This window comes from Mycolicibacterium rutilum (assembly GCF_900108565.1).
Taxonomy (GTDB): Bacteria; Actinomycetota; Actinomycetes; order Mycobacteriales; family Mycobacteriaceae; genus Mycobacterium; species Mycobacterium rutilum.
Genome location: NZ_LT629971.1, coordinates 1,189,568 through 1,212,973, shown reverse-complemented (window position 1 = coordinate 1,212,973; position 23,406 = coordinate 1,189,568). Strand labels below are relative to the sequence as shown.

The 23,406-nt window shown below is 67.4% G+C and carries 21 protein-coding genes; 8 read left to right on the top strand and 13 right to left on the bottom strand.

Annotated features, from left to right (window positions below; all coding sequences use genetic code 11):
- The first annotated feature begins 26 nt into the window (after positions 1 to 26).
- Positions 27 to 905, top strand: coding sequence for an alpha/beta fold hydrolase (locus tag BLW81_RS05860; RefSeq protein ID WP_197680355.1), 879 nt, complete (start codon positions 27 to 29; stop codon positions 903 to 905).
- A complete protein-coding gene (locus tag BLW81_RS05855; RefSeq protein WP_197680354.1) occupies positions 905 to 2,167 on the top strand; it encodes an MFS transporter in 1,263 nt (420 codons plus the stop codon). Before BLW81_RS05860 ends, BLW81_RS05855 begins: the two co-directional genes overlap by 1 nt.
- Here the strand turns inward: BLW81_RS05855 and BLW81_RS05850 are convergent.
- From BLW81_RS05850 to BLW81_RS05805, 10 genes are all read right to left on the bottom strand, one after another.
- Complete coding sequence (locus BLW81_RS05850) at positions 2,162 to 3,148, bottom strand: FAD binding domain-containing protein (RefSeq protein ID WP_083406398.1); 987 nt, start codon at positions 3,146 to 3,148, stop codon at positions 2,162 to 2,164. The genes BLW81_RS05855 and BLW81_RS05850 overlap by 6 nt on opposite strands.
- The gene (locus tag BLW81_RS05845) at positions 3,145 to 3,708 is read right to left on the bottom strand and encodes a (2Fe-2S)-binding protein (protein WP_083406397.1); all 564 of its coding nucleotides are present in this window, start codon (positions 3,706 to 3,708) and stop codon (positions 3,145 to 3,147) included. Before BLW81_RS05845 ends, BLW81_RS05850 begins: the two co-directional genes overlap by 4 nt.
- Positions 3,701 to 5,857 carry a xanthine dehydrogenase family protein molybdopterin-binding subunit gene (locus tag BLW81_RS05840; protein ID WP_083406396.1) on the bottom strand — a complete coding sequence of 719 codons (2,157 nt, stop codon included), beginning with the start codon at positions 5,855 to 5,857 and terminating at the stop codon, positions 3,701 to 3,703. The genes BLW81_RS05845 and BLW81_RS05840 overlap by 8 nt, the downstream gene beginning before the upstream one ends.
- On the bottom strand, positions 5,854 to 6,177 hold the full coding sequence (locus tag BLW81_RS05835) for a hypothetical protein (RefSeq protein WP_157897602.1): 324 nt from the start codon (positions 6,175 to 6,177) through the stop codon (positions 5,854 to 5,856). The genes BLW81_RS05840 and BLW81_RS05835 overlap by 4 nt, the downstream gene beginning before the upstream one ends.
- A 228-nt stretch (positions 6,178 to 6,405) precedes the next feature.
- Entirely contained in the window at positions 6,406 to 6,645 is a 240-nt protein-coding gene (locus BLW81_RS05830; RefSeq protein ID WP_407662317.1) for an NAD(+)--rifampin ADP-ribosyltransferase, read from the bottom strand.
- 121 nt (positions 6,646 to 6,766) lie between these two features.
- A complete protein-coding gene (locus tag BLW81_RS05825) occupies positions 6,767 to 8,647 on the bottom strand; it encodes a S9 family peptidase (RefSeq protein WP_083406394.1) in 1,881 nt (626 codons plus the stop codon).
- A gap of 103 nt (positions 8,648 to 8,750) precedes the next feature.
- A complete protein-coding gene (locus tag BLW81_RS05820) occupies positions 8,751 to 9,332 on the bottom strand; it encodes a TetR/AcrR family transcriptional regulator (protein ID WP_083410354.1) in 582 nt (193 codons plus the stop codon).
- A 121-nt stretch (positions 9,333 to 9,453) separates the two neighbouring features.
- Entirely contained in the window at positions 9,454 to 10,851 is a 1,398-nt protein-coding gene (locus tag BLW81_RS05815) for a GntP family permease (RefSeq protein WP_083406393.1), read from the bottom strand.
- A 66-nt stretch (positions 10,852 to 10,917) separates the two neighbouring features.
- On the bottom strand, positions 10,918 to 11,880 hold the full coding sequence (locus BLW81_RS05810; RefSeq protein ID WP_083406392.1) for a 3-hydroxyacyl-CoA dehydrogenase family protein: 963 nt from the start codon (positions 11,878 to 11,880) through the stop codon (positions 10,918 to 10,920).
- A 21-nt stretch (positions 11,881 to 11,901) separates the two neighbouring features.
- Positions 11,902 to 12,786, bottom strand: coding sequence for a sugar phosphate isomerase/epimerase family protein (locus tag BLW81_RS05805; protein ID WP_235632196.1), 885 nt, complete (start codon positions 12,784 to 12,786; stop codon positions 11,902 to 11,904).
- Positions 12,787 to 13,018: 232 nt separating this feature from the next.
- Here BLW81_RS05805 and BLW81_RS05800 point away from each other — a divergent pair, with 232 nt between their 5' ends.
- From BLW81_RS05800 to BLW81_RS05780, 5 genes are all read left to right on the top strand, one after another.
- Complete coding sequence (locus BLW81_RS05800; RefSeq protein ID WP_083406390.1) at positions 13,019 to 13,741, top strand: GntR family transcriptional regulator; 723 nt, start codon at positions 13,019 to 13,021, stop codon at positions 13,739 to 13,741.
- Positions 13,742 to 13,831: 90 nt separating this feature from the next.
- Complete coding sequence (lerK, locus tag BLW81_RS05795) at positions 13,832 to 15,547, top strand: L-erythrulose 1-kinase (RefSeq protein WP_083406389.1); 1,716 nt, start codon at positions 13,832 to 13,834, stop codon at positions 15,545 to 15,547.
- Positions 15,548 to 15,572: 25 nt separating this feature from the next.
- On the top strand, positions 15,573 to 16,031 hold the full coding sequence (gene derI2, locus BLW81_RS05790) for a D-erythrulose 4-phosphate isomerase DerI2 (RefSeq protein ID WP_083406388.1): 459 nt from the start codon (positions 15,573 to 15,575) through the stop codon (positions 16,029 to 16,031).
- Positions 16,024 to 16,824, top strand: coding sequence for an L-erythrulose 1-phosphate isomerase (lerI, locus tag BLW81_RS05785; protein WP_157897601.1), 801 nt, complete (start codon positions 16,024 to 16,026; stop codon positions 16,822 to 16,824). Before derI2 ends, lerI begins: the two co-directional genes overlap by 8 nt.
- Positions 16,825 to 16,919: 95 nt before the next feature.
- Positions 16,920 to 18,023, top strand: a complete 1,104-nt coding sequence (locus tag BLW81_RS05780) for a coiled-coil domain-containing protein (RefSeq protein ID WP_083406387.1) — start codon at positions 16,920 to 16,922, stop codon at positions 18,021 to 18,023.
- Between the two features lie 9 nt (positions 18,024 to 18,032).
- Here BLW81_RS05780 and BLW81_RS05775 read toward each other — a convergent pair whose 3' ends face one another.
- A complete protein-coding gene (locus tag BLW81_RS05775; RefSeq protein WP_083406386.1) occupies positions 18,033 to 18,443 on the bottom strand; it encodes a nuclear transport factor 2 family protein in 411 nt (136 codons plus the stop codon).
- A gap of 110 nt (positions 18,444 to 18,553) precedes the next feature.
- Here BLW81_RS05775 and BLW81_RS05770 point away from each other — a divergent pair, with 110 nt between their 5' ends.
- Positions 18,554 to 19,168 carry a TetR/AcrR family transcriptional regulator gene (locus tag BLW81_RS05770; protein ID WP_235632195.1) on the top strand — a complete coding sequence of 205 codons (615 nt, stop codon included), beginning with the start codon at positions 18,554 to 18,556 and terminating at the stop codon, positions 19,166 to 19,168.
- 23 nt (positions 19,169 to 19,191) lie between these two features.
- On the opposite strand, the gene BLW81_RS05765 is transcribed toward BLW81_RS05770, so the two are convergent.
- Positions 19,192 to 21,330, bottom strand: coding sequence for a DNA gyrase subunit A (locus tag BLW81_RS05765; RefSeq protein WP_083406384.1), 2,139 nt, complete (start codon positions 21,328 to 21,330; stop codon positions 19,192 to 19,194).
- 9 nt (positions 21,331 to 21,339) lie between these two features.
- A complete protein-coding gene (locus BLW81_RS05760) occupies positions 21,340 to 23,373 on the bottom strand; it encodes a toprim domain-containing protein (protein WP_083406383.1) in 2,034 nt (677 codons plus the stop codon).
- Positions 23,374 to 23,406 lie beyond the last annotated feature (33 nt).

The window sequence follows — 23,406 nt, the reverse complement described above, 5'->3', positions numbered from 1 at the left end:
GCACAACAGATTTGAGGAGTAACACCGTGAATGCTACCCGTCACCGGACCACCGTGATAGACGGGCATTCGGTCTTCTACCGGGAGGCCGGGAGTCCAGCAAATCCAACGCTGCTGCTGTTGCACGGGTTCCCGTCCAGCTCACACATGTTCCGTAACCTGATCAGCTCGCTTTCCGACACGTTCCACCTCATCGCACCGGACCACATCGGTTTTGGACAGTCTTCCATGCCGTCGGTACACGAATTCGACTACAGCTTCGACAATCTCAGCGCGATAACCGAGAAGCTCATCACCAAGCTCGGTCTCGACCGCTTCGCCCTCTACATCCACGACTACGGCGCACCCATCGGCTTGCGCATCGCCAGCAACGAGCCGGATCGGGTCACCGGAATCATCAGCCAGAGCGGGAACGCCTACATGGAGGGCTTCACGCCGTTCTGGGACATCCTCTTCGCACATGCCAAGGACCGCGCGGCCCACGAACGCGAAGTACGTGACTACCTCACCGCCGACAAGACGCTGTGGCAGTACACACACGGAGTTCCCGCTGACCGTCTGGATCGCATCGCTCCGGAGTGCTGGCAGCTCGATCAGGCCGGGCTCGATCGGAAAGGAAACGACGAGATACAGCTGCAGCTGTTTTGGGACTACCAATCCAACCTCCCGCAGTACCCGCGATTTCAGGAGTATTTCCGCGCACACCAGCCGCCGCTGCTCGTCGCGTGGGGGCGCAATGACGAGATCTTCGGCGCAGCGGGAGCGAAGGCGTTCAGTCGCGATCTACCCGATGGTGAAGTCCATCTGATCGACGCGGGCCACTTCGCACTCGAGACGCACGGTGACGAGATCAGCGGCCTGATCCGGGAATTCCTCGGACGGCTCCAGCCGGAGCCATCGACCTGATGGCGATGCACACCCATGCGTTCGCCGCGCAGTGCGCAGCCGAGGAACTGCGTTGTACGGCACCCCGCACCGACGCCCGCACCAAGCTCACGCTGTTCGCCTTGGCGCTGGGCACCTTCGCCATCGGCACAGGCGAATTCGGCTCCAACGGGATCATCGAACTCCTGTCTGAGGATCTGCACGTGTCGGTGCCCACCACCACATACGCAGTGACCGCGTACGCGGTCGGCGTCATGATCGGCTCGCCGACGATCACCATCGCCGCCGCCAGACTGAACCGCAAAACCTTGCTTTTGGCGTTGGTGCTCCTGTTCGTGCTCGGGAACCTGGCTTCCGCTCTGTCGAACACCATCGGAATGCTGATCGGCGCCCGGTTCATCACCGGCACAGTCCAGGGCGCCTACTTCGGTGCTGGCGCGGTTGTCGCCGCGCATGCGTACGGACCTGGGCGAGGCGGGAAAGCGTTCGCCGCTGTCATGACCGGGCTGACCGTGGCGACCATCGTCGGCTCGCCCATGGGGACGTTCCTCGGCCAGCGCTTCGGGTGGCAGACGTTGTACCTGGCGGTCGCGGTGCTGGGCGCAACCGCGGGATTAGCCCTGCTGCTGTGGGTTCCGCGCACAGCAGAGCTGGACGGCGGACCGATCATTCAAGAGTTGAGCGCACTTCGCCGGCCAATGGTGTGGGTCGTCTGTGCCGTCGCGGCTTTCGGCATAGCCAGCATCTTCGCGGTCTACGCATTCATCGGCACCTATGTCGTCGATGCTGTCGGTGACAGCCCGGCCGTCATTCCCCTCGGCCTAGCGGTTTTCGGGGTCGGCATGGCCGTCGGCAATCAGGTGGGTGGTGTGCTCGCTGACCGCCACCGATTCCGAGGGCTGATCCTCGGATATGTCGGCACGGCGGCGTTCTCAGTGCTGATCGCCACCGGTGGTGCCAACCTTTTAGTGCTCTGCATAGGGCTCTTCGGCGTCGGTGCGATGGCGATGATGGCGATCCCCACCGTTCAGGTTCTGCTGACTGACTACGGACCGGAGGCGCCGACGCTGATGGGGTCGCTGAACCTGGCGGCGCTCAACCTCGCGAACGCTCTCGGGGCAATCGGTGGTGCAGCGACTCTGGCCGCCGGCTTCGGCGCCCTGTCGACCGCATGGGTGGGGGTGCTGCTCATCGCGGTCGCGCTGGTGCTGTTCGCGTTCACGGTGCCGCGATTCGCTCCGCCGGCTCCCGTAGCGAATCCCAGCTCGGTGACGATTTCATAGGATCCCGGCGGCCACGCTGAGCGCACGCACGACCGCATGCTTACCGAGGTCGACCTTGAAGCCATTCTGGCTCAACGGCTCCGCGCCGGCGATCGCGGCCCGGGCGGCCGCACGGAACGCCTCGACGGTGGGCGCGCGGCCGGTGAGAACTTCCTCGGTCGCGGCAATGCGCCACGGCTTGGCGGCCACGCCGCCGATCGCGACGGCCGCAGATGCGATCAGCCCATCGACGATGTCGAGCGCGGCGGCCACCGACACCAACGCGAACGCATAACTGTGCCGGTCGCGCACCTTGAGGTACCAGCTGTGCTCGGCGTACGTCGACGACGGCACCTCGATGCCGATGATCAACTCCCCGGCGCCAAGGGTGTTGTCGCGCTCCGGGTGTGCACCGGGCAGCCTGAAGAACTCACCGATGTCGATGACGCGACCGCCGTCGGGGCCGCGGACATGGACGCGCGCATCGAGGGCGGCCAGCGCGACGGCCATGTCGGACGGATGGACCGCCACGCACGTGTCGCGCGCACCGAACAGCGCGTGCTCGCGGTTGAGGCCGTCGCGCGCCGCGCATCCCGTGCCAAGCAGACGCTTGTCACATGCGGCGACGGCCGCGTCCATGAAATAGGGACAGCGGGTCCGCTGCAACAAGTTGCCTCCCGCGGTCGCCATGTTGCGGAGCTGCGTGGTCGCACCGGACAGGATCGCCTGCGACAACAGGGGGTACCGGGTGCGCACCAACGGATGGTTGGCGACGGCGGTGTTGGTGGCGCTCGCGCCGATCATCACGCCGCCGTCGTCGGTCTCGGCTATTGCGTCGAGTCCGAGCCCTGTCACGTCGATGAGTACGTCCGGCGTCGCGACGCCGTTCTTCATCAGATCGAGCAGATTCGTCCCGCCGGCGTAGTAGCTGCCTCCGGTCTCTGCCACGACCCGGATCGCGTCGTCGACGGTGTTGGCGCGTTCATAGGTGAAAGTCTTCATGGCATCTCCGTCGACCCGCGTTGGGCCGCCACGTCGGTGATCGCGTCGACGATGTTGGGGTGCGCTCCGCAGCGACAGATGTTGCCCGCCATGCGCTCCCGGATCTCGGCAGATGTCAGCGGAACGCGAGGGTAGCGCGCCGGTGCCCGGTCGGCTTCGAACGATGCCGCCGACAGATCACCACGGGCGTGCTCGCGCAGCATCGCGGCGGCCGACATGATCTGACCCGACGTGCAGAAGCCGCACTGCAATCCGTCGCAGGCGACGAACGCCGCTTGCAGGTCGCTGAGCTCCTCACCGTCGGACACGCCCTCGATGGTTCCCACGGTGCGGCCAGCGACCGTCACGGCAAGGGTCAGACAGCTGAGCACCCGCTCACCGTCGACCGTCACCGTGCACGCGCCGCACAACCCGTGGTCACACCCTTTCTTGGTGCCGGTCATGCCCAGCCGCTCGCGCAGCAGGTCCAGCAGCGTCGTCCGGACATCGACGTCCGCCTCCGTCGGTGCGCCGTTGATCACCAGCGTCAGAGTCGTGCGTCCGGTGGCGATCTCAGTCATCGGCGTTCTCCTCGTCGAACGGAATCATCAGGTGCTCCAGTGTGATCGGAAGATCCCGTAGTCGCCGACCGGTGGCGTGGAAGAGCGCGTTGCCGACGGCCGCGGGTACTCCACAGGCGCCGATCTCACCGATTCCGCGCACTCCGATCTCGGTGAGCGCAGAGTCGGGCGTGTCGATGAAGTCGATGTCGAAGGCCGGGACGTCGGCGTGGGTCGGCACGTAGTACTCGCCGATCGGCCGGGCGGTCCGCGGGTCATACGGCGCGGACTCCATCAGCGCCATCCCGAGTCCGAACACGATGCCGCCCACCACCTGGCTGCGGGCGAGTGTCGGGTTGAGCACCCTGCCGCAATCCATCACGGCCACCCAACGAGTGATCGCGATGCGGCCGATCTGCTCGTCGACCTCCACCTCACAGAAGTGCGCTCCGAACGACTGCGACAGCGGGCCGGCGTCGTCGACGCCACCGGTCGAGACGGTGAACGACAGATCGGCCGGATCCGACGCGCCGCCGTCGACCCGGCTGCGCCATTCCCGCGCGGCCGCGTGCACCGCCGATCCCACGCTGGCCGTCGTCTGGGACGCCCCGCTGTAAGGCGCTGTCGCGAACCAGGAATCGCCAGAGGCAAAGGTCACCCGCGACAGCGGCAGTCCGGCGGCGTCGGCCGCGATCTGGCTCATGACGGTTCGCACACCGGTACCGATTTCATGTGTCGCCGACGCGAATTCGACGGTCCCGTCGACGAACGTCGTGACCCGGCACGACGCCGGCATCCGGCGACCGGCATAGCTCGCCGTAGCCGTGCCCCAGCCGACCCGTACGCCGCGGCGCCGCATCGACCGCGGTGTCATCGGCCGCTCCGACCAGCCGAACCTTTCGGCGCCGATCTCGTAACACTGTCGAAGATGCCTGCCCGCGAACGGCCGCCCGCTGGGCTGGTCGACGTCGACGTCGTTGCGGATCCGCAGCTCCACCGGATCAATGCCCGTCTGGTACGCCAGCTCGTCCATGGCGACCTCCAGAGCGAACAAACCCGGCGCCTCGCCCGGCCCGCGCATGAAACACGGTGTCGCCATGTTGATGCGGGCGACCTGGTGGGACACCACCATGCGCGCGGAGCGGTACAGGAAGCGGGCCGACAGCCCGACCGGTTCGCAGAAGTGCGCGACCGTGGACGTCTCGGTCAGCGTGTGGTGTTCGGTGCTGGCGATAGCGCCGTCATTGTCGGCGACCAACGCGACGTGCTGGTCGGTGCGTGGCCGGTGTCCGGTCGAGGTCAGCATCTGGTGGCGGGTGAGCACTAGCTTGACAGGCCGTTGCACCTCACGTGCTGCCACTGCGCACAGTGCGACGTGCATCCACAGGAAGTTTTTCGAGCCAAACGCCCCGCCGACGAGTGGAGCCAGGATCCGGATGTCGTCCTCGGGCATGTCCAGGTAGGACGCGAGCGCGCGCCGTTCCCCGGCGATCCAGCGGGTGGTGTCGTGCACGGTGAGCTGCGCGCCGTCCCACTCGGCGATCGTGGCGGACAGCTCGAGCGGGTAGTGCGTGTTGATGCCTGTGGTGAATCGAGCGGACACCTCGACGCCGGGCGGTGCGTCCTGCGGGCCCCGCCGATCCTGCAGTTTCTCGTGTTCGAGTTTGACGAAGTGATCGGGCCAGTACAGACCGTGCCGGATCGGGCCGTCCCCTTCGTCGACGCGCCCGCCGCCGGCGCGCACCTCGTCGGCGGTCAGTACCGCCGGATGCTCGTCGTAGTCGAGGCGCATCAATGATGCGGCATACGATGCGTTTTCGAGTGTGTCGGCGACGACGACGGCCATGTGCTGGCCGACGTATTGCACGGTGAGGTCCGACAGGGGAGGCCTGCGTTCGAGCGGCATGTCATCGCTCATGTCGCTCGGTGGTGGTTTGAGCGTCGGACAGTTCAGCGGTGTGATCACGTGCAGTACCCCCGGCGCGGCGCCGGCCACGGCCGCGGCCGCCAGCAGCGACTCCTCGCGGACGCGGCCGCTGGCGATGTCGGACTGCACCAGTACGGCGTGGGTGAGCCCGGGTATCGCGACGTCGGCGGTGTAGACCGCTCGGCCGGTCACCTTGTCGCGCGCCTCCACGCGGGGTATCGCGCGGCCGATCGTCGACGTCATGATGCCTGCTCGGCGAGCACCGGCCACTCGCGGCGCATCTGGTCGACGAAGTCGGCGAAGGCCGCGTCGCGGTAGGCGAGCAGGGTGGCGTCATCCAAGCTGGAAACATGCAGTGTGCCAATCCATACCGCCAGCACCCGGCCCGTGGCGGCGACGTCGAACACCCTCAGCGATGCCGTGTAGTCGAGGGCCGTGCCCGGCCGGAGTCGGTGTTTGGCTGCGCGGCGCTCGCTTTCGGAGAGCTCACAGAGTTTATCGACCACCGTCGACATGTGACCGGACGGAACGTCGATCTCCCTGCGACACTCGACCATCATCATGAGCAGACCCGGAATGGGATGGTCATCGTCAGGTCTCCTCGTGTGCGAGCGACGGTCGATGAGGTAACTTTTGCGGCTGACGGCCCCGGTGTCGAGGCCGCTAACCTCCATATCGCGCGCGGTTTTCCGGTATCCGTTTTTCCGGTCAGCCGGTATTGACATCGCTCGGGGGCCGAAGTTGGGGTGAATACCTCATGCTCCGGAGTCGGCCGACTGCCGACAATCCGATCACCACACGTGCGACGCGGTCTTTGGGATCGGTAGTCGTACGGCCATCTCGGCCGCCAGCACAGCACCGTCGAGAATTTTGGTCATGTAGACGTAGTTCGAGATGTGTCCGGCGCGGTAGTTCGACGGATGACCGGGCGTCAGAAAATCCTCGACCCGCAGGTCAGCTTTGGTGCCGTGAGAGTACTTGCCCGACTCATGCACCAGGAAACGCTCCGGCATGTCCGGCCATGTCCCCATCGACAACCCCTCAGTGATACGAGCAGAGGTGGCGATTCCGTGCCCGATCCCGGGCCGTGCCGCAAGCCCCCATCCCGGCCCTGTCATGAGAGCGGGAGTGCACGTATCGTCGGGGCGGTCGCTATCCGCTTCGACCGCCGAGATGCCTGGCCAGGAAGCGGTCAATGCGGTGCCACATCTCCATCACGTTCTCGGGATTGACGGCACCGTGGCCCTCGGCACCTTGGACAAGGTACTCCACATCGACGTCGCGGGCGCGCAGCGCGTTGACCAGGTTGTCGGATTCGGCTTGCACCACGCGCACGTCGTTGGCGCCCTGGATCACCAACAACGGCGTCTTGATGGCCGCCACGCGGGTGATGGGCGAGCGGGACATGATGTCGGCCAACTGGTCTGGGTCGTCAGGATCGCCGACGTAGGTGTGCCAGTTGTTGGCAAGGTGCGGCCGCGCGATCGCTGGCAGGGTCCGCATGAAGTTCGCGAGGTCGGAGATGCCGACGTAGTCGATGGCGGCGGCGAAGACGTCGGGAGTGAACGTGACCCCCACCAGCGCGGCGTAACCGCCATAGGATCCACCCAGGATCGCGACCCGTGTCGGATCGGCGTACCCCTGCTCGACCGCCCAGTTCACTCCGTCGATGAGGTCGTCGTGCATCTTGCCCGCGAACTCGCCGATCGCGGCCCGCGTGAACGACTTGCCGTATCCGATCGAACCGCGGAAGTTCACCTGCAGCACCGCATATCCGCGGTTGGCGAGCATCTGCACCCCGGCATTGAACTCCCAGCTGTCTCGATACCACGGCCCACCGTGCACGACGAGAACCAGCGGCAGTCCCGTGGCCTCGACGCCGACCGGCAGCGTCAGATAGGAGTGCAGGGCCAGGCCGTCCCGGGAGGTGATGGTGACCGGGTGCATGGGAGCCAGCTGCTCGGGGTCCAAGTGCGGCAGCGGCCGGTACAACAGCCGGCTCTCGCCACTGCGATGGTCGTACAGGTACGTGGCACCCGGATCGCGGTCATGGTTGAAACCGACGATCCAGCGTTGTCCGCTCTCGTCCGAGGAGAGCCGTCCGATGTCACCGTCGGAGAGTTGCTCTAGATTGGCCAGCACGTCGGCGAAGTGCGGGTCGAGCGCGTGAATAACCTGTCGCGCACCGAGATAGCGCACACCGAGCAGCTCACCGGATCGGCGGTCCTGGATCAAGGGCGCCGGCATGAGGGGGCTGACGATCGCCCGCGGGTCGAGGTCGAATTCGGGGTGGCTGTCGACCACGGTCTCTTCGCCGCTGGCCAGGTCGACGTGGACCAGTCGCGTGCGGTCCGTCGTGTGATTGGACCCCATCCACACGCCTGTGCCGTCTGGTGTGATGACCATCGGGTGGACGCCCATGGGGTAACCGCTGGCATCGAACATTGTGATGACGCGCAACGTGTTTGAGGTGACCTCCCACCTCGACAGCTCGACGTTGCCGTCGGGGGTCAGTGAGGTGGCGAACAGGTCGCCTTTCTCACTGCACAGCCAGGTGAAGACATGGCCGGGATTCTCGGCGACCAGCGTGAGTTCGCCGGAGGCGATGTCGAGTTCGTGAACGTCGAACAGCGTGACGTCCCGGTTGTTGGTCATCACCGAGGTCCTGCCGTCGCGGATCTCGCGGAACGGCATGGCCATCGCACCGGGGAACGGCGTGAGGTCGACGGCGGGAGCGTCGGGGTCGTCGAGGTCGACGCGGTGGATGTGCCAGTTCTCGTCGCCGTCGGTGTCCTGCAGATAGATCAGCCACCGCGGGTCGTCGGTCCATTCGAAGTGCATCACGCTGCGGTTCGCGTCGGCCGTCACGCACCGGGGCTCCGTGGAGCCGTCGAGGTTCTCGACCCACACGTTCAGGCGGTTCTTCCAGGGGGCCAGGAACGCGATACGCGTCCCGTCGGGCGAGATCGTCGCGGCTGCGCGCACGGGTGGGCTGAACAGGTCCTCGACGGTCAGCAAGTCGGGCAGTGCCATGGCAGTCCTCTCGGTTTTCGGCATGAGTCATCCGGCCGCCGGCGATCGGTCGCTCGGCGGTTGTTCGAGGTATTCGGTTGTGAGACAGCGGATTAACGGAATATCAGGTCGGCACGGGACCTCCGAGCCGACCGTTGGTGGCGTCGCGGATCGCACGGTCTATCAGACCGAGCGCCTCCTGCTGGGTGACCTTCTCCTTCTCGAGGATGGCGCGGCGGCCGACGTCCTCGTCGATGACCCGGAACGCGCCGGTGACCGCCGCCGCGCAGAGGCGAACGGTCAGATCGTCGTCCGGCAGCCGGAGCCGCTTGGCGACGACGGGGACGAAGCCGGATTCCATCTGGTCGTGCACCATCAGGTAGGCGGCCCGCAGCGCCGGTTCCTCGGCCGACATCGTCGCGATCCGCAATGCGCTGACCTCGTCGGCGATCTCCTGTTCGCTCAACGGGTTGGCCGCCATGCGTGCCGACATGTGCTCGGCGAGCGACAATTCGGCCGGCCAGAGGTGCGCCAACGCGATGAAGCGACATGCCGACAACTCCAGCACCGGCTCGACGCAACTCTCCTTGTTACGGAAGTACCGCCAGATTGTTCGGGTGGAAAGTCCTGCGGCTGCGGCGATGTCGTCGCCGCTCGTCTGGGCGACACCGCGCTCCCAGAACAGCGCGCACGCATGGCGGGACACCTCTAATCGTGCCTGCGCCTGCCTCGGGCCCGCGATGCCGAACACCTCCTGACACTTAGTGACAGCTCCACACTGTCGCTAAGTGACACGATCCGTCAAGCGCACGGTGGCCGCGATTACCTCAGCTGGCGATGAGGTAGACCACCGAAGCCAGTGCGAAGGACAGGAAGCCGATCGCGGTCGCGATGACGGTCCACGTCTTCAATGTGGTCACGGTGTCGAAGCCGCAGAAGCGTCCGATCAACCAGAAGCCCGAGTCGTTCACGTGCGAGAACGTGATCGAGCCTGCGGCGATGGCGACGACGACCGCCGCCAGGGCGATCGCTCCGAGGTTCATCGATGTCACCGCGGGCGCCATGATCGAGCCGGCCGTCGTCGCCGCGACGGTGGCGGAGCCCTGCGCAACCCGGAACGCGATCGCGATGAGGAAGCCGGCCACGATGACCGGCAGGCCCAGTGCCTCCAGTCCGTCGGCCAGCGTCTGGCCGATACCGGTCTCGGTGAGGATCTTGCCGAAGGCGCCGCCTGCGCCGGTGATCAGGATGATCGAGCAGACGGGCGCCAGCGCATCGTCGATCAGGCGCTCCAACAGGCCCCCGACCGGTTCGCGGCCCCGGCGCGGCATGACGAACAGCAACACCATGGCCAGCAGGGTGCTGATCAGCAGGGCCATCGAGGTTGTCCCGATCAGGCGGGACAGTTGGAATGCGATGTTGTCTTCTGTCACCACGCCGTCTGCTTCGAGGGTCGAGAACACCGTGTTGAAGAAGATCAGCACCAAGGGCAGCAGCAGGACGAAGATGACGGTCCAGAAGCCGGGCCGTTCGTCCTCGGGGTAATTCTTCGGCTCCCCGAGCAGCGTGGGCACCGGCATGCTCGGATAGCGCTTGGCGATGATCAGGCTGAGCCGGTAGCCGGCGAGATACCACGTGGGCAGCCCGACGAGGAGCGCGATGATGACCACCATTCCGACGTCGGCCCCCATCACGGTGGCCGCGGCCGTAGGTCCGGGGTGCGGTGGTGTCAGTGCGTGCATCATCAGGAACGCACCGATGGACGGCAGCACGTACAGCATGAACGAGCCGCCCAGGCGCCGTGCCACGGTGTAGATGATGGGCAGCATGACGATGAAGCCGGCGTCCAGGAAGATCGGGAACGCGTAGAACAACGAGGCGACGGCGAGGGCCAGCGGCGCCCTCTGCTCACCGAATCGAGCCAGCATCCGGTCCGCCAGAACCTGTGCGCCACCGGTCATCTCGACCAATCGACCGAGGACCGCGCCGAATCCGACCAGTAGCGCGACGGTGCCGACGGTGGTGCTGAAACCGTCGATGACGACGCTGACCACATCGCCCATGCTGATTCCGGCGGCGAGACCCGTCAGCACGCTCACCACGATCAGTGAGAAGAAGGCGTGCAGCCTGACCTTGATGATCAGGAACAGCAGCACCGCTATCGCGACGACGGCGATGAGGATGAGCACGGCGGCGGGCCGCTCAGCGAGAGCTACTTCGTCCATGAGGATCCCTTTCCGGGAGGCAGACGCTGGAGGCGACCGCGGGTCGGGCCGCCGCGATGAGAGTTGTCAGGAGCCCTTCGGTGCCGGCCCGAGTTCACGCAGCAGGTCGCCCATGCGGGAGTACGCCTTGTTTCGGTAGGCGATCACCGCGGCCTTGGTGGCGTCGTCGAAGTCGCCGGTCCACCCCTTGCCGTTCTTGGTGCCGTGCCGGCCCGCGTCGACGTTGTCCGTGAGGAGCTTCGGCGTGGCCATGCGCTCACCGAATTCGTTCTCCAGGGTGCGGAACCCCTTGACGTACACATCGAGACCCGCTTGGTCCGCGATCGCGAACGGACCGAAGAAGCCGAGGCGGAAGCCGAAGGTGGTGCGGACGATGGTGTCCACGTCCTCCTTGGTGGCCACTCCCTCCTCGACGATCAGCGTCGCCTCCTTGAGGAGCGCATACTGCAGGCGGTTCAGCGCCATACCCGGGGTGTCGGCGACCTGCGCACCCTCACAGCCGGCGCGAGCCAGGAGATCCTTGATGGCATCGATGACTTCTTGCGTGGTGGCCTCGCCCGCAACGAGTTCCACCCCGGGGATGAACGGCGCCGGGTTGGAGAAGTGCACGGTGAGGAAGCGCTCGGGGTTGGTGACCGCGTCGACGAGCACCTTGACCGGAATGGTGGAGGTGTTGGTGCCGATGATGGCGTCTGGCCGGGCGCTTGCGCAGACCCGAGCCAGCACCTCCTTCTTCACATCGACGTCCTCGAACACCGCCTCCATCACGTAGTCGACGTCGGCGACGGCGTCCTCGATGCTCTCGCCCGCCGTGAGGTTGGCCATGATCGTGTCGGCGCTGCCGGCGTCGAACAGGCCCTGCTCCTCGAACTCCCGCGCCTCGCGCTCCAGCCGCTTGAGTGCTTCGCGGGTGGCGTCGGCGTTGACGTCGGCGATCTTCACCTGAAATCCGTTGAGTGCCAGCACCTGGGCGATGCCGCCGCCCATGTAACCCGCCCCGACGACGGTGACGGTGTTGATCTTGCGCATGAGATGTCCTTCGAGTTGGGGTCAGGCGAGTGCGGAGGTGAGAACCTGCTTGATGTACTCCCGGTTCTCGGCGCACACGCCCAGGGAGTCGGAACCGTAGTGCTCACAGCAGAACGGTCCCGTGTAGCCGAGTTCCAATGCCAGACGGATCATCTGGCGATAGTTGATGTAGCCGTACTTGAGCGGCAGTGGTGCGGAGCTGTAGGCGCCGGTGGCCGGATCGAAATCGCGTGAGTAGTTCTTGATGTGCCAGAAGTTGGAGTACGGCAGCACTTGGGCGTACATCTCGCTGAAATGCGGCATCGGCCGGTGCAGTCGGATCAGGTTGCCCAGGTCGGGATTCAGTCCGACCGCGTCGTGGTCGACGTCCTTGATGAAGCGGACGGCCTCGTCGGGTGTGCCGATGTAGGTGTCCTCGTACATTTCGAGGCTGAGCTGAATCCCGTTGGTGCGGCAGTGGTCACCGAGTTCGCGGATTCGCTCGAGGGCCAAATCGCGCAGGGCCGGGTCGTCGACGTGACCCTCGACGAGCCAGAACCAGATCTGCTCGCTCTGCTCGGGAGTGACGGCCTGCATGAATCCGGTGTTGACGATCGTCGCCCCGAACGACGGGGCCAGGTCGATGAGCCGGTGCGCGTCGGCGACGTTGCGCTCGCCGTTGTTCACGTCGACGACCGAGTTGCGGGTCATCGAGATCGAGGAGATCGCCAACCCCTCGTCGCTCAGCACGGTGCGGAACTCCTCGATCCGGCTGTCCGACAGCGCGGCCAGCGGAACCCAGGCATCGGTCGGGTCGATGTAGTCGAAGCCCAGCTCGCGGACCTGGCGCAACTGCGACGCCCATACGGCGGCCGGCGCGTCCTTGATGTGGCCCCCGTCGTGTGCCCGGTTGCCAAATCCGAGCATGTTCGCGGCGATCGGCCAAGTGTTAGCTGAGTACATCGGAAACCTCAAAAGTGGTCGGCATCACAATATAGGATATAGGCCGACGGGTGGCCGCTGTCAACGCTGGGTAGGATTCGCCTCCTGAACAGGGCGTCGTATCAGGCGGCGTCCGAAAAGGGCCCGGCGCAGGCGGCGGGCGCAAACGCTGTCGGGATGCGGGAAGGGCACGAGGTTGGGGGACGACGAGCACTCGATGCCGGTGCGCAGCACGCTGGTCGACCAGGTCTACGAACGCCTGATGGAGCTGCTCCTCGACGGAACTCTGCATTCGGGAGACCCGATCAGCATCGATGGGACGGCGCGTCACCTGGGCGTATCGCCGACGCCGGTGCGCGAAGCACTGGCTCGGCTGGAGTCCACGGGCAACGTTGTTCGCGTGGCGATGCGCGGGTACCGCGTGCCCGAGATGCCCGGCGCCAAAGAGATCGCCGACATCATGGATGCCCGCCTGCTCATCGAGTCGCACCTGGCTGAATTAGCCTGTACGCGAGCGGATTCCGAGTTTCTGGCAGCGCTCGAAACCGCCATCGAAGATCAGGCGCGGGCGCCGCACACGGCGGATGTCGCGGCGATCACGGCCTACCATCGCGCGGATGAGCGCTTTCACCGGCTGATCGCCGAACACGCCGACAACGATGCGCTGCTCCGGGCGTATGACGCGCTCGGTGGCCACGGCCAACGCTTCCGTCTGTTCGTCGGGGTGGGCGTCAAAGATGCTGAGCACGCGATCGCCGAGCATCGCACGATACTGGCGGCGCTTCGGCGGGGCTATGCGCCGGAGGTCTACCGCACGATGCACACGCACATCAACGGCGTGAAAGCACGCGCTCTGGCGGAACACGCCCAGGCTGAGCGTGGGGCGCAGACGCCGGACTCGGGTCTGGCGCACGACGCTGCACTCCGTTCAAGAAGCTGAACTGGCCGCGCGAATCCTATAGGATTGGGGAAACCCGGACACCGCGCCGCATGATTTCCGCGGCTGACGGGCATCCCGAAGGGCGGAACAATGACGTACCTCCTGAACTCTCCGGACAATTTCGCCGACGAGGCGGTTCGCGGCCTCGTCGCCTCCCATCCCGAGCTCCTCGTGGAGGTTCCCGGTGGTGTTGCCCGCTCGACTCAGACCCCGGAGGGGCAGCCCGCGCTGGTGATCGGCGGAGGGTCCGGGCACTACCCGGCTTTCGCCGGATGGGTCGGGCCCGGAATGGGCCACGGGGCGCCGTGCGGCAACATCTTCTCTTCGCCGTCGGCATCCGAGGTGTACTCCGTGGTGCGAAACGCCGAGAACGGCGGCGGCGTCATCCTTGGCTTCGGAAACTACGCCGGAGACGTCCTGCACTTCGGGCTGGCCGCGGAGAAGCTTCGCCATGAAGGAATCGACGTCCGCATCGTGACGGTCAGCGACGACATCGCCTCGAACTCGCCGGAGAATCATCGCGATCGCCGCGGCGTCGCCGGTGACCTACCGGTCTTCAAGATCGCGGGTGCGGCCATCGAAGCAGGCGCGGATCTCGACGAGGCCGAGCGCGTGGCGTGGAAAGCCAACGACGCGACACGGTCGTTCGGTCTGGCCTTCGAGGGCTGCACCCTGCCGGGTGCCGATGAGCCGTTGTTCCATGTCGAGAAGGGCCGGATGGGCGAGGGACTCGGCATCCACGGCGAGCCCGGAGTCCGCGACAGCCCGCTCGGCAGCGCCTCGGAGGTGGCCGACCTGTTGTTCGACGCGGTCACGGCCGAAGAGCCAGTGCGCGGTGAGAACGGTTACGAGGGCCGGGTGGCCGTGATCCTCAACGGCCTCGGCACGGTGAAGTACGAAGAACTCTTCGTGGTTTACGCGCGCATCGCCGAACGCCTCGAGGAAAAGGGGTTCACCGCCGTCCGCCCGGAGGTGGGGGAGTTCGTCACGAGTCTCGACATGGCCGGCCTGTCGTTGACATTCGTGTTTCTCGACGAGGAGCTCGAGACACTGTGGACGGCGCCGGTGGAGACTCCGGCCTACCGGCGCGGAGCCATGCCGGCGGCGAACCGGATTCCGCGCGCAGACATCTGGAATGCCGGCGAGGCGGAGATTCCGCAGTCGAGCGAGGACTCGCGGGAATGCGCTCGCGCCATCACCGCGGTACTGGAGACCTTCCAACGGGTGTGCGCCGAGAGCGAGGCCGAACTGGGGCGCCTCGACGCGGTCGCCGGCGACGGTGACCACGGCCAGGGCATGGCGTTCGGTTCCCGGGGCGCGGCGCAGGCGGCCGCAAAAGCAGTGGAGCGCAACGCCGGAGCCCGCACGACCTTGCTGCTGGCCGGGCAGGCGTGGGCCGACGCGGCGGGCGGCACCTCGGGTGCGCTCTGGGGTGCGGCGCTCACCAGTGCCGGCGGCGTCTTCACCGACACCGACGGCGCGACCGACGAGGTGATCGTCGACGCCGTCTGCGCCGGGATCGACGCCGTGCTGCGTCTCGGCGGTGCGCAACCGGGGGACAAGACGATGGTCGACGCGGCCGTGCCGTTCCGCGCGGCCCTGCGGGAAGCGTTCGACATGGACGCGGGTGCGGCTATCACGACCGCGGCGCCCGCGGCCCGCGAAGCGGCCGACAAGACCGCAGACATCGCGGCGCGGTTGGGCCGCGCGCGGGTACTCGGTGAGAAGAGTGTCGGGACACCCGACCCGGGTGCGCTGTCGTTCGCACTGCTGATGGCCGCCCTCGGCGAGCACCTGACCCGCTGAACAAAGACTCGAGAAGGGAAACACCATGACATTGAGGATCGTCATCGGCGGCGACAACGCCGGGTTCAACTACAAGCAGGCGCTGCGCAAAGACCTGGAGTCCGACGAACGGGTGGCCGCGGTGGAGGACGTCGGCGTCGCGGACGTGGAGGACAGCACGTCCTACCCGAACGTCGCAGTCGCCGCCGCAGAGAAGATCGCCCGAGGTGAGGCGGACCGGGCGCTGCTGATCTGCGGTACCGGGCTGGGCGTCGCGATCGCCGCCAACAAGGTCAAGGGAATCCGCGCCGTCACAGCTCACGACGTCTACTCCGTGCAACGCTCCGTGCTGTCCAACAACGCGCAGGTGTTGTGCATGGGCGAGCGGGTGGTCGGCCTGGAGTTGGCGCGGGCCCTGGTCAAGGAGTGGCTGGGTCTGGAGTTCGACCCGCAGTCCTCGTCGGCGGCCAAGGTCAACGACATCTGCGCCTACGAGGGTGACTGACACGGCGGCGCGCAACGGCGCCCCACTCTGGATCGGCACCAGCTGGAAGATGAACAAGGGGCTCGCCGAGTCCCGTCGCTATGCCCGTGGGCTGGCTGATCACCTCGCGGGAACCGCCCCGCCCGGCGTACAGCCGTTCATCATCCCGTCGTTCACGGCGCTCGCCGCCACCCGCGACGAACTCGGCCCCGACTCGCCGGTACTGCTCGGCGCGCAGAACGCGCACTGGGAGGACCACGGCGCCTGGACCGGCGAGGTGTCCGTCGCCCAAGCCAAAGATGCCGGCGCGCAGCTCATCGAGATCGGTCACTCCGAGCGGCGTGAGCACTTCGGCGAGACGGTGGCGACTACCAGGCTCAAGGTGGCCGCCGCCTTGGCACACGGGCTGGTGCCACTGCTGTGCATCGGCGAGAGCGACGAGGTCAAACGCGCCGGCGAATCGTCCCGCTTCATCCTGCAGCAGGCGGCGGGCGCGCTGGACGGCCTGACCGCCGAGCAGCTGGGGCGTGTGCTCATCGCCTACGAGCCCATCTGGGCCATCGGCGAGAACGGGCGGCCCGCCACGGTCGACGAACTGCGGGAGCCCTTCGCCGACCTGGGACGCGAATATGGCGGGTGCACAATGGGATTGCTGTACGGCGGCTCGGTCAGTACGGACAACGCCGGCGATCTGCTCGGCATCGACCACGTCACCGGGCTGTTCATCGGACGGGCCGCATGGCAGTTGCCCGGATATCTGCGGATTCTCGAGATCGCCGCGCATCACGCCAAGGCGATGTGCGGACAAGCGTAGGGACGAGTGGACATCGTCTGGGTCAGTTCGTAGCCTGTCCGAGGCGTCTATCGCCGACCCCGACCGCTCTGCAGCGAAGGATCGTGACCATCCGAATGACCGAAGTGCGCCATTCACTTCGGCGTGCGGTGTGCGGTTCGGTCGCTGCGTTTCTGGTGCTGGCGCTGTCGATGAGCGGCGTGCACGCGGATCCCGCCGAGGACGCACTGGCCAAGCTCAACGAGTTGTCCAGTCAGGCGCTGAAGACTCGCGAAGCCGTCACCGCTGCCCAGCGCGACGCGGCCGCCAAACTGGCCGAGCAGACGGCGGCCGAAGACCGCCACCGCGCAGATATGGAAGCCCTCGCCGCGGCGAACGCCCAGCTGGCGCCGTATCAGGCGGCCGTCGACCGGATCGCGGCGATGGATTACATGAGCGGTCGCACCGGGCAGTTCGCGGCGGTGCTGACCGCGACCGCCCCGCAACAGCTGATCGACCAGCTCTCGCTCCAGCGCGTGGTCGCGGCCACGACGGTCGATCAGATGAAGGCTTACAAGGAAGCCAGTGACCGCGCGTCCGCCGCCGCGCAGGCCTCCGAGCGATCGGCCGCCGATGCTCGCGGCAAGGCCGAGCAGGCTGCCGCCGTCCGCGCCGACCTGGACGGGAAATGGAAGGAACTGCTGCGCCGGATCGCCGACGCCGAGGCGCAGTACGCGGCGCTGACCCCACAACAGCAGGCGGTCGTCAACGCGGTCCCACCGCCGCCACCGAACGCACCTGTACCCGACCCGGCCATCGCCGCGATGCCCGCGCCGCCACCCGGCGACCTGCCGCCGCCGCTACTCGCCGCCGCGCGCGTCGACATCCCGGAGGCCCTGCCCGTCGGCGTCGCCCGCGAGGCCGGGCTACAGCCCAACACCGTGCTGGCTGCCCGCGCCATCAGCGCGAGGTTCCCGCAGATCGGCACGATCGACGGGGTCCGGCCGGACTCCAAGCCGTGGCATCCGAGCGGACTGGCGATCGACGTGATGATCCCCGATCCGGAGAGCCCCGAGGGCATCGCGCTCGGCGACGAGATCCTTGCGTTCGTGTTGAGCAATGCCGGCCGGTTCGGGCTGCAGGACGCGATCTGGCGCGGCACGTACTACACGCCCTCCGGCCCGCAGGCATCGGGCTATGGGCACTACGACCACGTGCACGTCACGACGACGCCCCGCTGACGAGGTCGCTCAGCTCGCTTGAGCGACGAGCTCCACGGCCGGCTGTCCGAGCAGCGGCGCGATGGTGTTGTGCATGGCGATCAGACCGTCCAGCGGCCGCAACGCCACCAACAACACGTCGACGAGACCGTCGTCGTCGAAGTGCACGTACTCCATGCCCTCCAACTCCACGCCCCCGACCTTCAGCGTCAGCGCGAGGGCATAGCCGCCGTCTGATCCGGTGAAGGCATCACCGAGGTGCACGGAATCGGCGACGCCGAAGAGCAGGCCGAGGATCTCGGCGATGGTCTGTCGGCCCGTGAGGGGTTCGTTGAACAGCGGAACCCGCAGTTGTGCGTTCTCGGCGAAGACCGCGCTCAGGCTGGTCACGTCGCCGCGGCCGATCGCTTCGCGATAGTTCTGCAGTGTGCCTGTGGACATGAGGTCCTTCTTCCTGCGGATTCCTCCGCTTCGATGCGGTGCTGGATTTACTCTACGCCACGATGAGAAAAATCAACACACCGTAGAAAATCGGGATGTACGATCGGCGCGTGCCGTCCCCGAAAGGTCAGTCACCGCGGCGCCGCACGGCGCCGCGCAAGGGCGACCTCCGCGAAGCGGCGATCCTGGACGCCGCGGAACAGCAGCTCGCCGATCGCGGCGCTGACCGCATCACGGTCGAGACGATCGCCACCGCGGCCGGCATCACTCGCGGCGCGCTGTACTTCTACTTCGGGTCGAAGAACGACGTGTTGGCTGCCTTGGTGCAGCGGACGGCGGACGCTGTCGTCGCCGCCATCGAAAACGCCGACCAGTCCGCTCCCGAAGATCCGCGCGAAGCCCTGCGCCAGGGACTCGCGCGGACCGCACGGGCGTGGGCCGAGCACGGCGCGGTCATGCGGGCAGCGGTCGAATTGTCGCCCAGCGTGCCCCAGATAGAGACCTGCTGGCAGGCGGCGCTCGCGGCCGCGGGCGGTGCCACCTGGCCGGTGTTGGTGCGCGCCGGTGTACCCGACGACCACGGTCCCCACGGCGCCCAGGCCATCAGTACCGCCCTGGTGCTGATGACCGAACGGTACTTCTACCGCGCCTTCACGCAGGGCACGTCGCTCACCGACGCGGCGCACACGCTGGCCGACATCTGGTTGGCGGTCTTGCCTTCGTGACGCGTGGCGTCCGTACGCCGGTGTCACTCCGCCGGAGTGACGTCGCTTCCCGGTCCCTTGACGGCGGCCTTGGCGCGATTCTCCGGCCGCACGGTCCTGCGGCCGCGGACGAATCCGGTCGCCGACACCGTCGCCGACACCAACGCGTTCTCGCCCTTGACGAACGGATGGAATCCGACGCCCGCACCGCCGCGGTCCTTGACCGGGATGTCGGCGACTTCGGTGACCTTCCAACTCTTCTCGGCGATCGACAGGATGGCCTCACCGTTCTGGCAGGTGAGCGGAAACGCCGCGATCACCTGATCGTCGTCGCCGGCGAGCTTGACACCGGCGACGCCGTTGCCGGCCACGCCTTGCGGGTTCACCGCTGCGGGGTCGATGCGCAGGATCTTCCCGCGCCGCGTCACCAGCGCCAGGTGGTGCCCCTCCGGCATCACGCCGGAAACCAGCAATTTGGTGATGTCCGGCGCCACCGGGATGTCGCGGGTCTTGTACGGCAGCCCGCCGCCGGTGGTGAACTTGATCCGGCCGTCGGTCCACACCGCCCAGCCCAGACCCGAGGTGAGCAGCGTGCCGTGGCTGTCGGAGAACACGCCGCGATCGTCGAGCCGCCAGGCCGTGTTGACCTTGCGCTCGCGGGGGCCGTCCTCGCCGCCGTTCGCCGTCACCGGGGTGGCCTCCGCGTCCAGCACGGTGCGGCGGTCGAACTCCGGGCCCTTGAACAGTTTCGCCGTCTCCACCAGTTCCTGGTCGATCACCCGGCGCCGGGCGTCGGGATTGGACACCAGCTCGGTCAGCTCGGCGAACTCGGCGTCGAGCTTCTCCGCCTCGGCCTGCAGCTCGATGACGTCGAGTTTGGTGAGCCGTCGAAGCTGCAGCGCCAGAACGTAATCGGCCTGCACGGCGTCGATGCCGAATCGTTCCTGGAGTCCCTGGCGGGCCTCGTCGACGGTGTCGGATCCGCGGATCACCGCGACCGCCGCGTCGATGTCGAGGTGGATCGTCATCAGACCGGACACCAGGTGCCTGCGCGCGGTGACCTTCTCCAGCCGGTACTCGCTGCGGTGCAGCACCACCTTGTCCCGCAGGGACAGGAACGCCGCGATCAGCTCGCGCACCGACCACCAGCGCGGCACCCGGTTCTCGTCGAGCGCGACCAGGCTGGCGGCGAACGTCGACTCCAGCGGTGTCAGCGCCAGCAGCTGCTCGCGGATCTGCTCGGCGCTGTGCCCGCGCTTTGCGGTCACGACGATGCGCAGCCCGTTGCGCCGGTCGGTCAGATCCGACATGTCGGCCACCCCCGACATTTCACCGGACTCGACGAGCGCCCGGATCCGGTCCTGCACAGTGGCACTCGCGACGCCGGGCGGCAGCTCGGTGATGATGCAGTTCTTGCCGTCGACGGTCACGGTGCCCCGCACGGTGAAATGGCCTCTGCCCGTGGTGATGTACTCGCGCAGCCCAGCCGTGCCGACCACGCGGGCGCCGGATCCCCAGTCTGGTCCGGGGATGAGTTTGACCAGCCGGTCGTCGGTCATGTTCGGGGTCTTCAGCAGCGCGCGGCAGGCCGCCATCACCTCGCGGGGGTTGTGCGCAGGCACCTTGGTGGCCCAGCCTTCGGCGATGCCGACCGCGCCGTTGCACAGCAGCACCGGCCACCGGGCGGGCAGCACCGTCGGCTCGGTCCACTCGCCGTCGAACGTCGGCACCATCGGCACCGCGTGGTCGTCGAGTTCGGCGGTCAGCGCCGCGCCCGGCGCCGACAGCCGCATCTCGGTGTAGCGGTCGGCGGCCGGGATGTCGCCCTGGATACGGGGGAACGCGCCCTGGCCGTCGATGACCTTGACCCGCTGGAACTCCGCGGCCATCAGCGCCGCGGCCCCGTACATCGACGCGCCGCCGTGCGGATGCAGGTTGCCGGTCACCGCCGAGCACACCTTCGACGACTTCTGCGGCTTGTTGCCGGGCAGCAGCCGAGAATCGTGCATCTGGTACAGCAGCCGGCGCTGACCTGGCTTGAGCCCGTCGAACGCCGACGGGATGGCGCGGTCGCTGACGCTGTAGAGCGCGAAGGTCAGCTGATAGCGGTTCCAGTAGTCGTCGGCGCTCTGCTCGAGCACCAGGTCGGGGTTCTGCTCGGGAACATCGAGGGTGGCGGTCACCAAATACTCCTAGTCGAGGTCCAACGCCAGGGTGTCGACGCGGGCGGCCACGTCGGCCATCCACGTGCGCCGGCCCTCGGGGGGTCCGCCGAACAGCGTGTGGTGCAGCTTGCGTTCGGCGTCGTCGGGATGAACGCGAATCACTGTGCGGCGCTGCGGATCCAGCACGGTGTTCCAGAAGTCGTCGGCATCCATCTCGCCGAGACCCTTGTTGCGCTGCACCTCGACCCGCTTCTTGGAGGCGGCCTTCAACTGGGCCACGGCCGCGTCGCGTTCGGCCTCGTCCTGACAGTAGATCCGTTCATCGCCGGCCTTCACCACGAACAGCGGCGGCATCGTCACGTAGACCATCCCGGCCTCGACGAGCGGTCGATAGAAGTCGAGGAACATCGAGATCAGGCTCGAGTTGATGTTGCCGCCGTCGGGATCGGCGTCGGAGGCGAACAGGATGCGGTCGTAGCGGCACTGTTCCGGATCACAACTGTCGCGCACCCCGCAGCCGAGAATCCGCTCGATGGCGTCGAACTCGTCCTTGACCCGCGCCTTGTTCAGGGTGAAGCCGTAGACGTTGGGCGGCTTGCCTTTCAACGGGAACGCCGCCTGGAAGGTCGCATCGCGTGCCGCCTTGATCGTGCCCAGCGCCGAATCGCCCTCGCAGAGGAACAGCTCGGCGCCCGAGCCGCGCCCGGTTTCCCTGCAGGGCAACAGTTTCGGGGGCAGTGAGAGGTTGGTTCCCAGGCCCTTGGCCTTCGAGGCCGCGCGGGACCGCGCCTTGGCGCCCTCGGCGCTGCGCCGCGCCCTGGCGTACTCGAGGGCGAGCTTGGTCCACAGCGTGACCGTGTCGGCGTTGGCCGGGTTGGCCGCCCAGACCGTGACGCTGCGCGCCACGTCCGGTGCCATCGCGACGTTCAGTGAGCGTGACGACACCGCCGTCTTGGCCTGCGAGTCCCACGCCACGTCGGGTGCGCGCGTGTCGACGGCCAGCGCGGTGACGGCCGCGAAATCCTGGGCCTCCGGGCCCTCTTCGCCCTTGGCCAGGCCCAGATCGCGGATGCGCGACGCGCGGTCGGCCAGCGCCTCGGACAGCCCCTTCAGCGCGGCCGTCAGGTGCGACCCGCCGCCGGGGGTGCGCACCGTGTTGCAGAACGCGGCCACCGTCGCCGGCTCGGCCGGACCCGCGGTCAGCGACCACCGGAACGGCGTCGGACCGCGGCCGGTGGTGTACTCGCCGCGGCCCTCCACCACGGCGCGCACGCCCGGGGCGGGGGTGCCGGCGGCGGTGCACATGAGGTCGAGCAGCGTGTCGGTGCCCCACGGACCGTCGAAGGGTTCGAGCAGCGCGGGGGCGATCTCGTCGCCGGGCCAGCCCTCGTCGATCACGGCCAGGTGCACGCCGGGGGACATCCGGGCCGCGGCGTGCGCGCGCAACAGCACCTCGCCGACGTCGATCGACGAATCGGGCACCACCGCCCGGTCGAACAGGATCCGCACGGTGGTGCCGTGCGCGTCGGGCTTGCGGTTGCCGAGGCCGCGCAGCTTCTGGGTGTCGGCGCGGGTGAACGGGGCGTCGGGGTCGAACTCCTTGCCCTCGAACACACCGGGGTAGCCACGGCCGAAACTCTGCACGTAGGTCTTCCCGGCCCGACGCACCGTCACGTCGGTGCGGGCGGAGATGAACACCGCTGCCGCAGCGCCGATTCCGTTCAACCCGGCACCCGTGCCCGTCGCATCGGCGTGGGCGTCGAACTTCCCGCCCGCCCGTGCCGTGCCCAGCGTCTTGACGATGCCGTTCTTGCCCGTGGTCGGGTCGGTGTCGACGGGCAGCCCGCGACCATCGTCGGCAACGCTGACCGAACCGTCGGCGTGCAGGGTGATCGTCACGGCGGACCCGCCGTGGCTGGGATCGGCGACTTCCTCGATGGCGTTGTCGATGAGTTCACGCAGCGCGGTGTTGAGCACGTCGAGGCCCAGGTTGACGGCCGGCCGCAGGCGTGTGTGCTGGACATCGTCGAGTTCGGTGATGTCGGCGGCGGTGTAGCTCACTGCTGGTCCTTAGTGTCGATGCCGAGAGAGGGC

Coding starts and splice junctions, on each gene's coding strand:
- BLW81_RS05855 (WP_197680354.1), top strand. CDS start 905: ATGGCGATGCACACCCATGCGTTCGCCGCGCAGTGCGCAGCCGAGGAA.
- BLW81_RS05850 (WP_083406398.1), bottom strand. CDS start 3,148: ATGAAGACTTTCACCTATGAACGCGCCAACACCGTCGACGACGCGATC.
- BLW81_RS05845 (WP_083406397.1), bottom strand. CDS start 3,708: ATGACTGAGATCGCCACCGGACGCACGACTCTGACGCTGGTGATCAAC.
- BLW81_RS05840 (WP_083406396.1), bottom strand. CDS start 5,857: ATGACGTCGACGATCGGCCGCGCGATACCCCGCGTGGAGGCGCGCGAC.
- BLW81_RS05835 (WP_157897602.1), bottom strand. CDS start 6,177: ATGATGATGGTCGAGTGTCGCAGGGAGATCGACGTTCCGTCCGGTCAC.
- BLW81_RS05830 (WP_407662317.1), bottom strand. CDS start 6,645: ATGGGGACATGGCCGGACATGCCGGAGCGTTTCCTGGTGCATGAGTCG.
- BLW81_RS05825 (WP_083406394.1), bottom strand. CDS start 8,647: ATGGCACTGCCCGACTTGCTGACCGTCGAGGACCTGTTCAGCCCACCC.
- BLW81_RS05815 (WP_083406393.1), bottom strand. CDS start 10,851: ATGGACGAAGTAGCTCTCGCTGAGCGGCCCGCCGCCGTGCTCATCCTC.
- BLW81_RS05810 (WP_083406392.1), bottom strand. CDS start 11,880: ATGCGCAAGATCAACACCGTCACCGTCGTCGGGGCGGGTTACATGGGC.
- BLW81_RS05805 (WP_235632196.1), bottom strand. CDS start 12,786: ATGCTCGGATTTGGCAACCGGGCACACGACGGGGGCCACATCAAGGAC.
- BLW81_RS05800 (WP_083406390.1), top strand. CDS start 13,019: ATGCCGGTGCGCAGCACGCTGGTCGACCAGGTCTACGAACGCCTGATG.
- lerK (WP_083406389.1), top strand. CDS start 13,832: ATGACGTACCTCCTGAACTCTCCGGACAATTTCGCCGACGAGGCGGTT.
- derI2 (WP_083406388.1), top strand. CDS start 15,573: ATGACATTGAGGATCGTCATCGGCGGCGACAACGCCGGGTTCAACTAC.
- BLW81_RS05780 (WP_083406387.1), top strand. CDS start 16,920: ATGACCGAAGTGCGCCATTCACTTCGGCGTGCGGTGTGCGGTTCGGTC.
- BLW81_RS05775 (WP_083406386.1), bottom strand. CDS start 18,443: ATGTCCACAGGCACACTGCAGAACTATCGCGAAGCGATCGGCCGCGGC.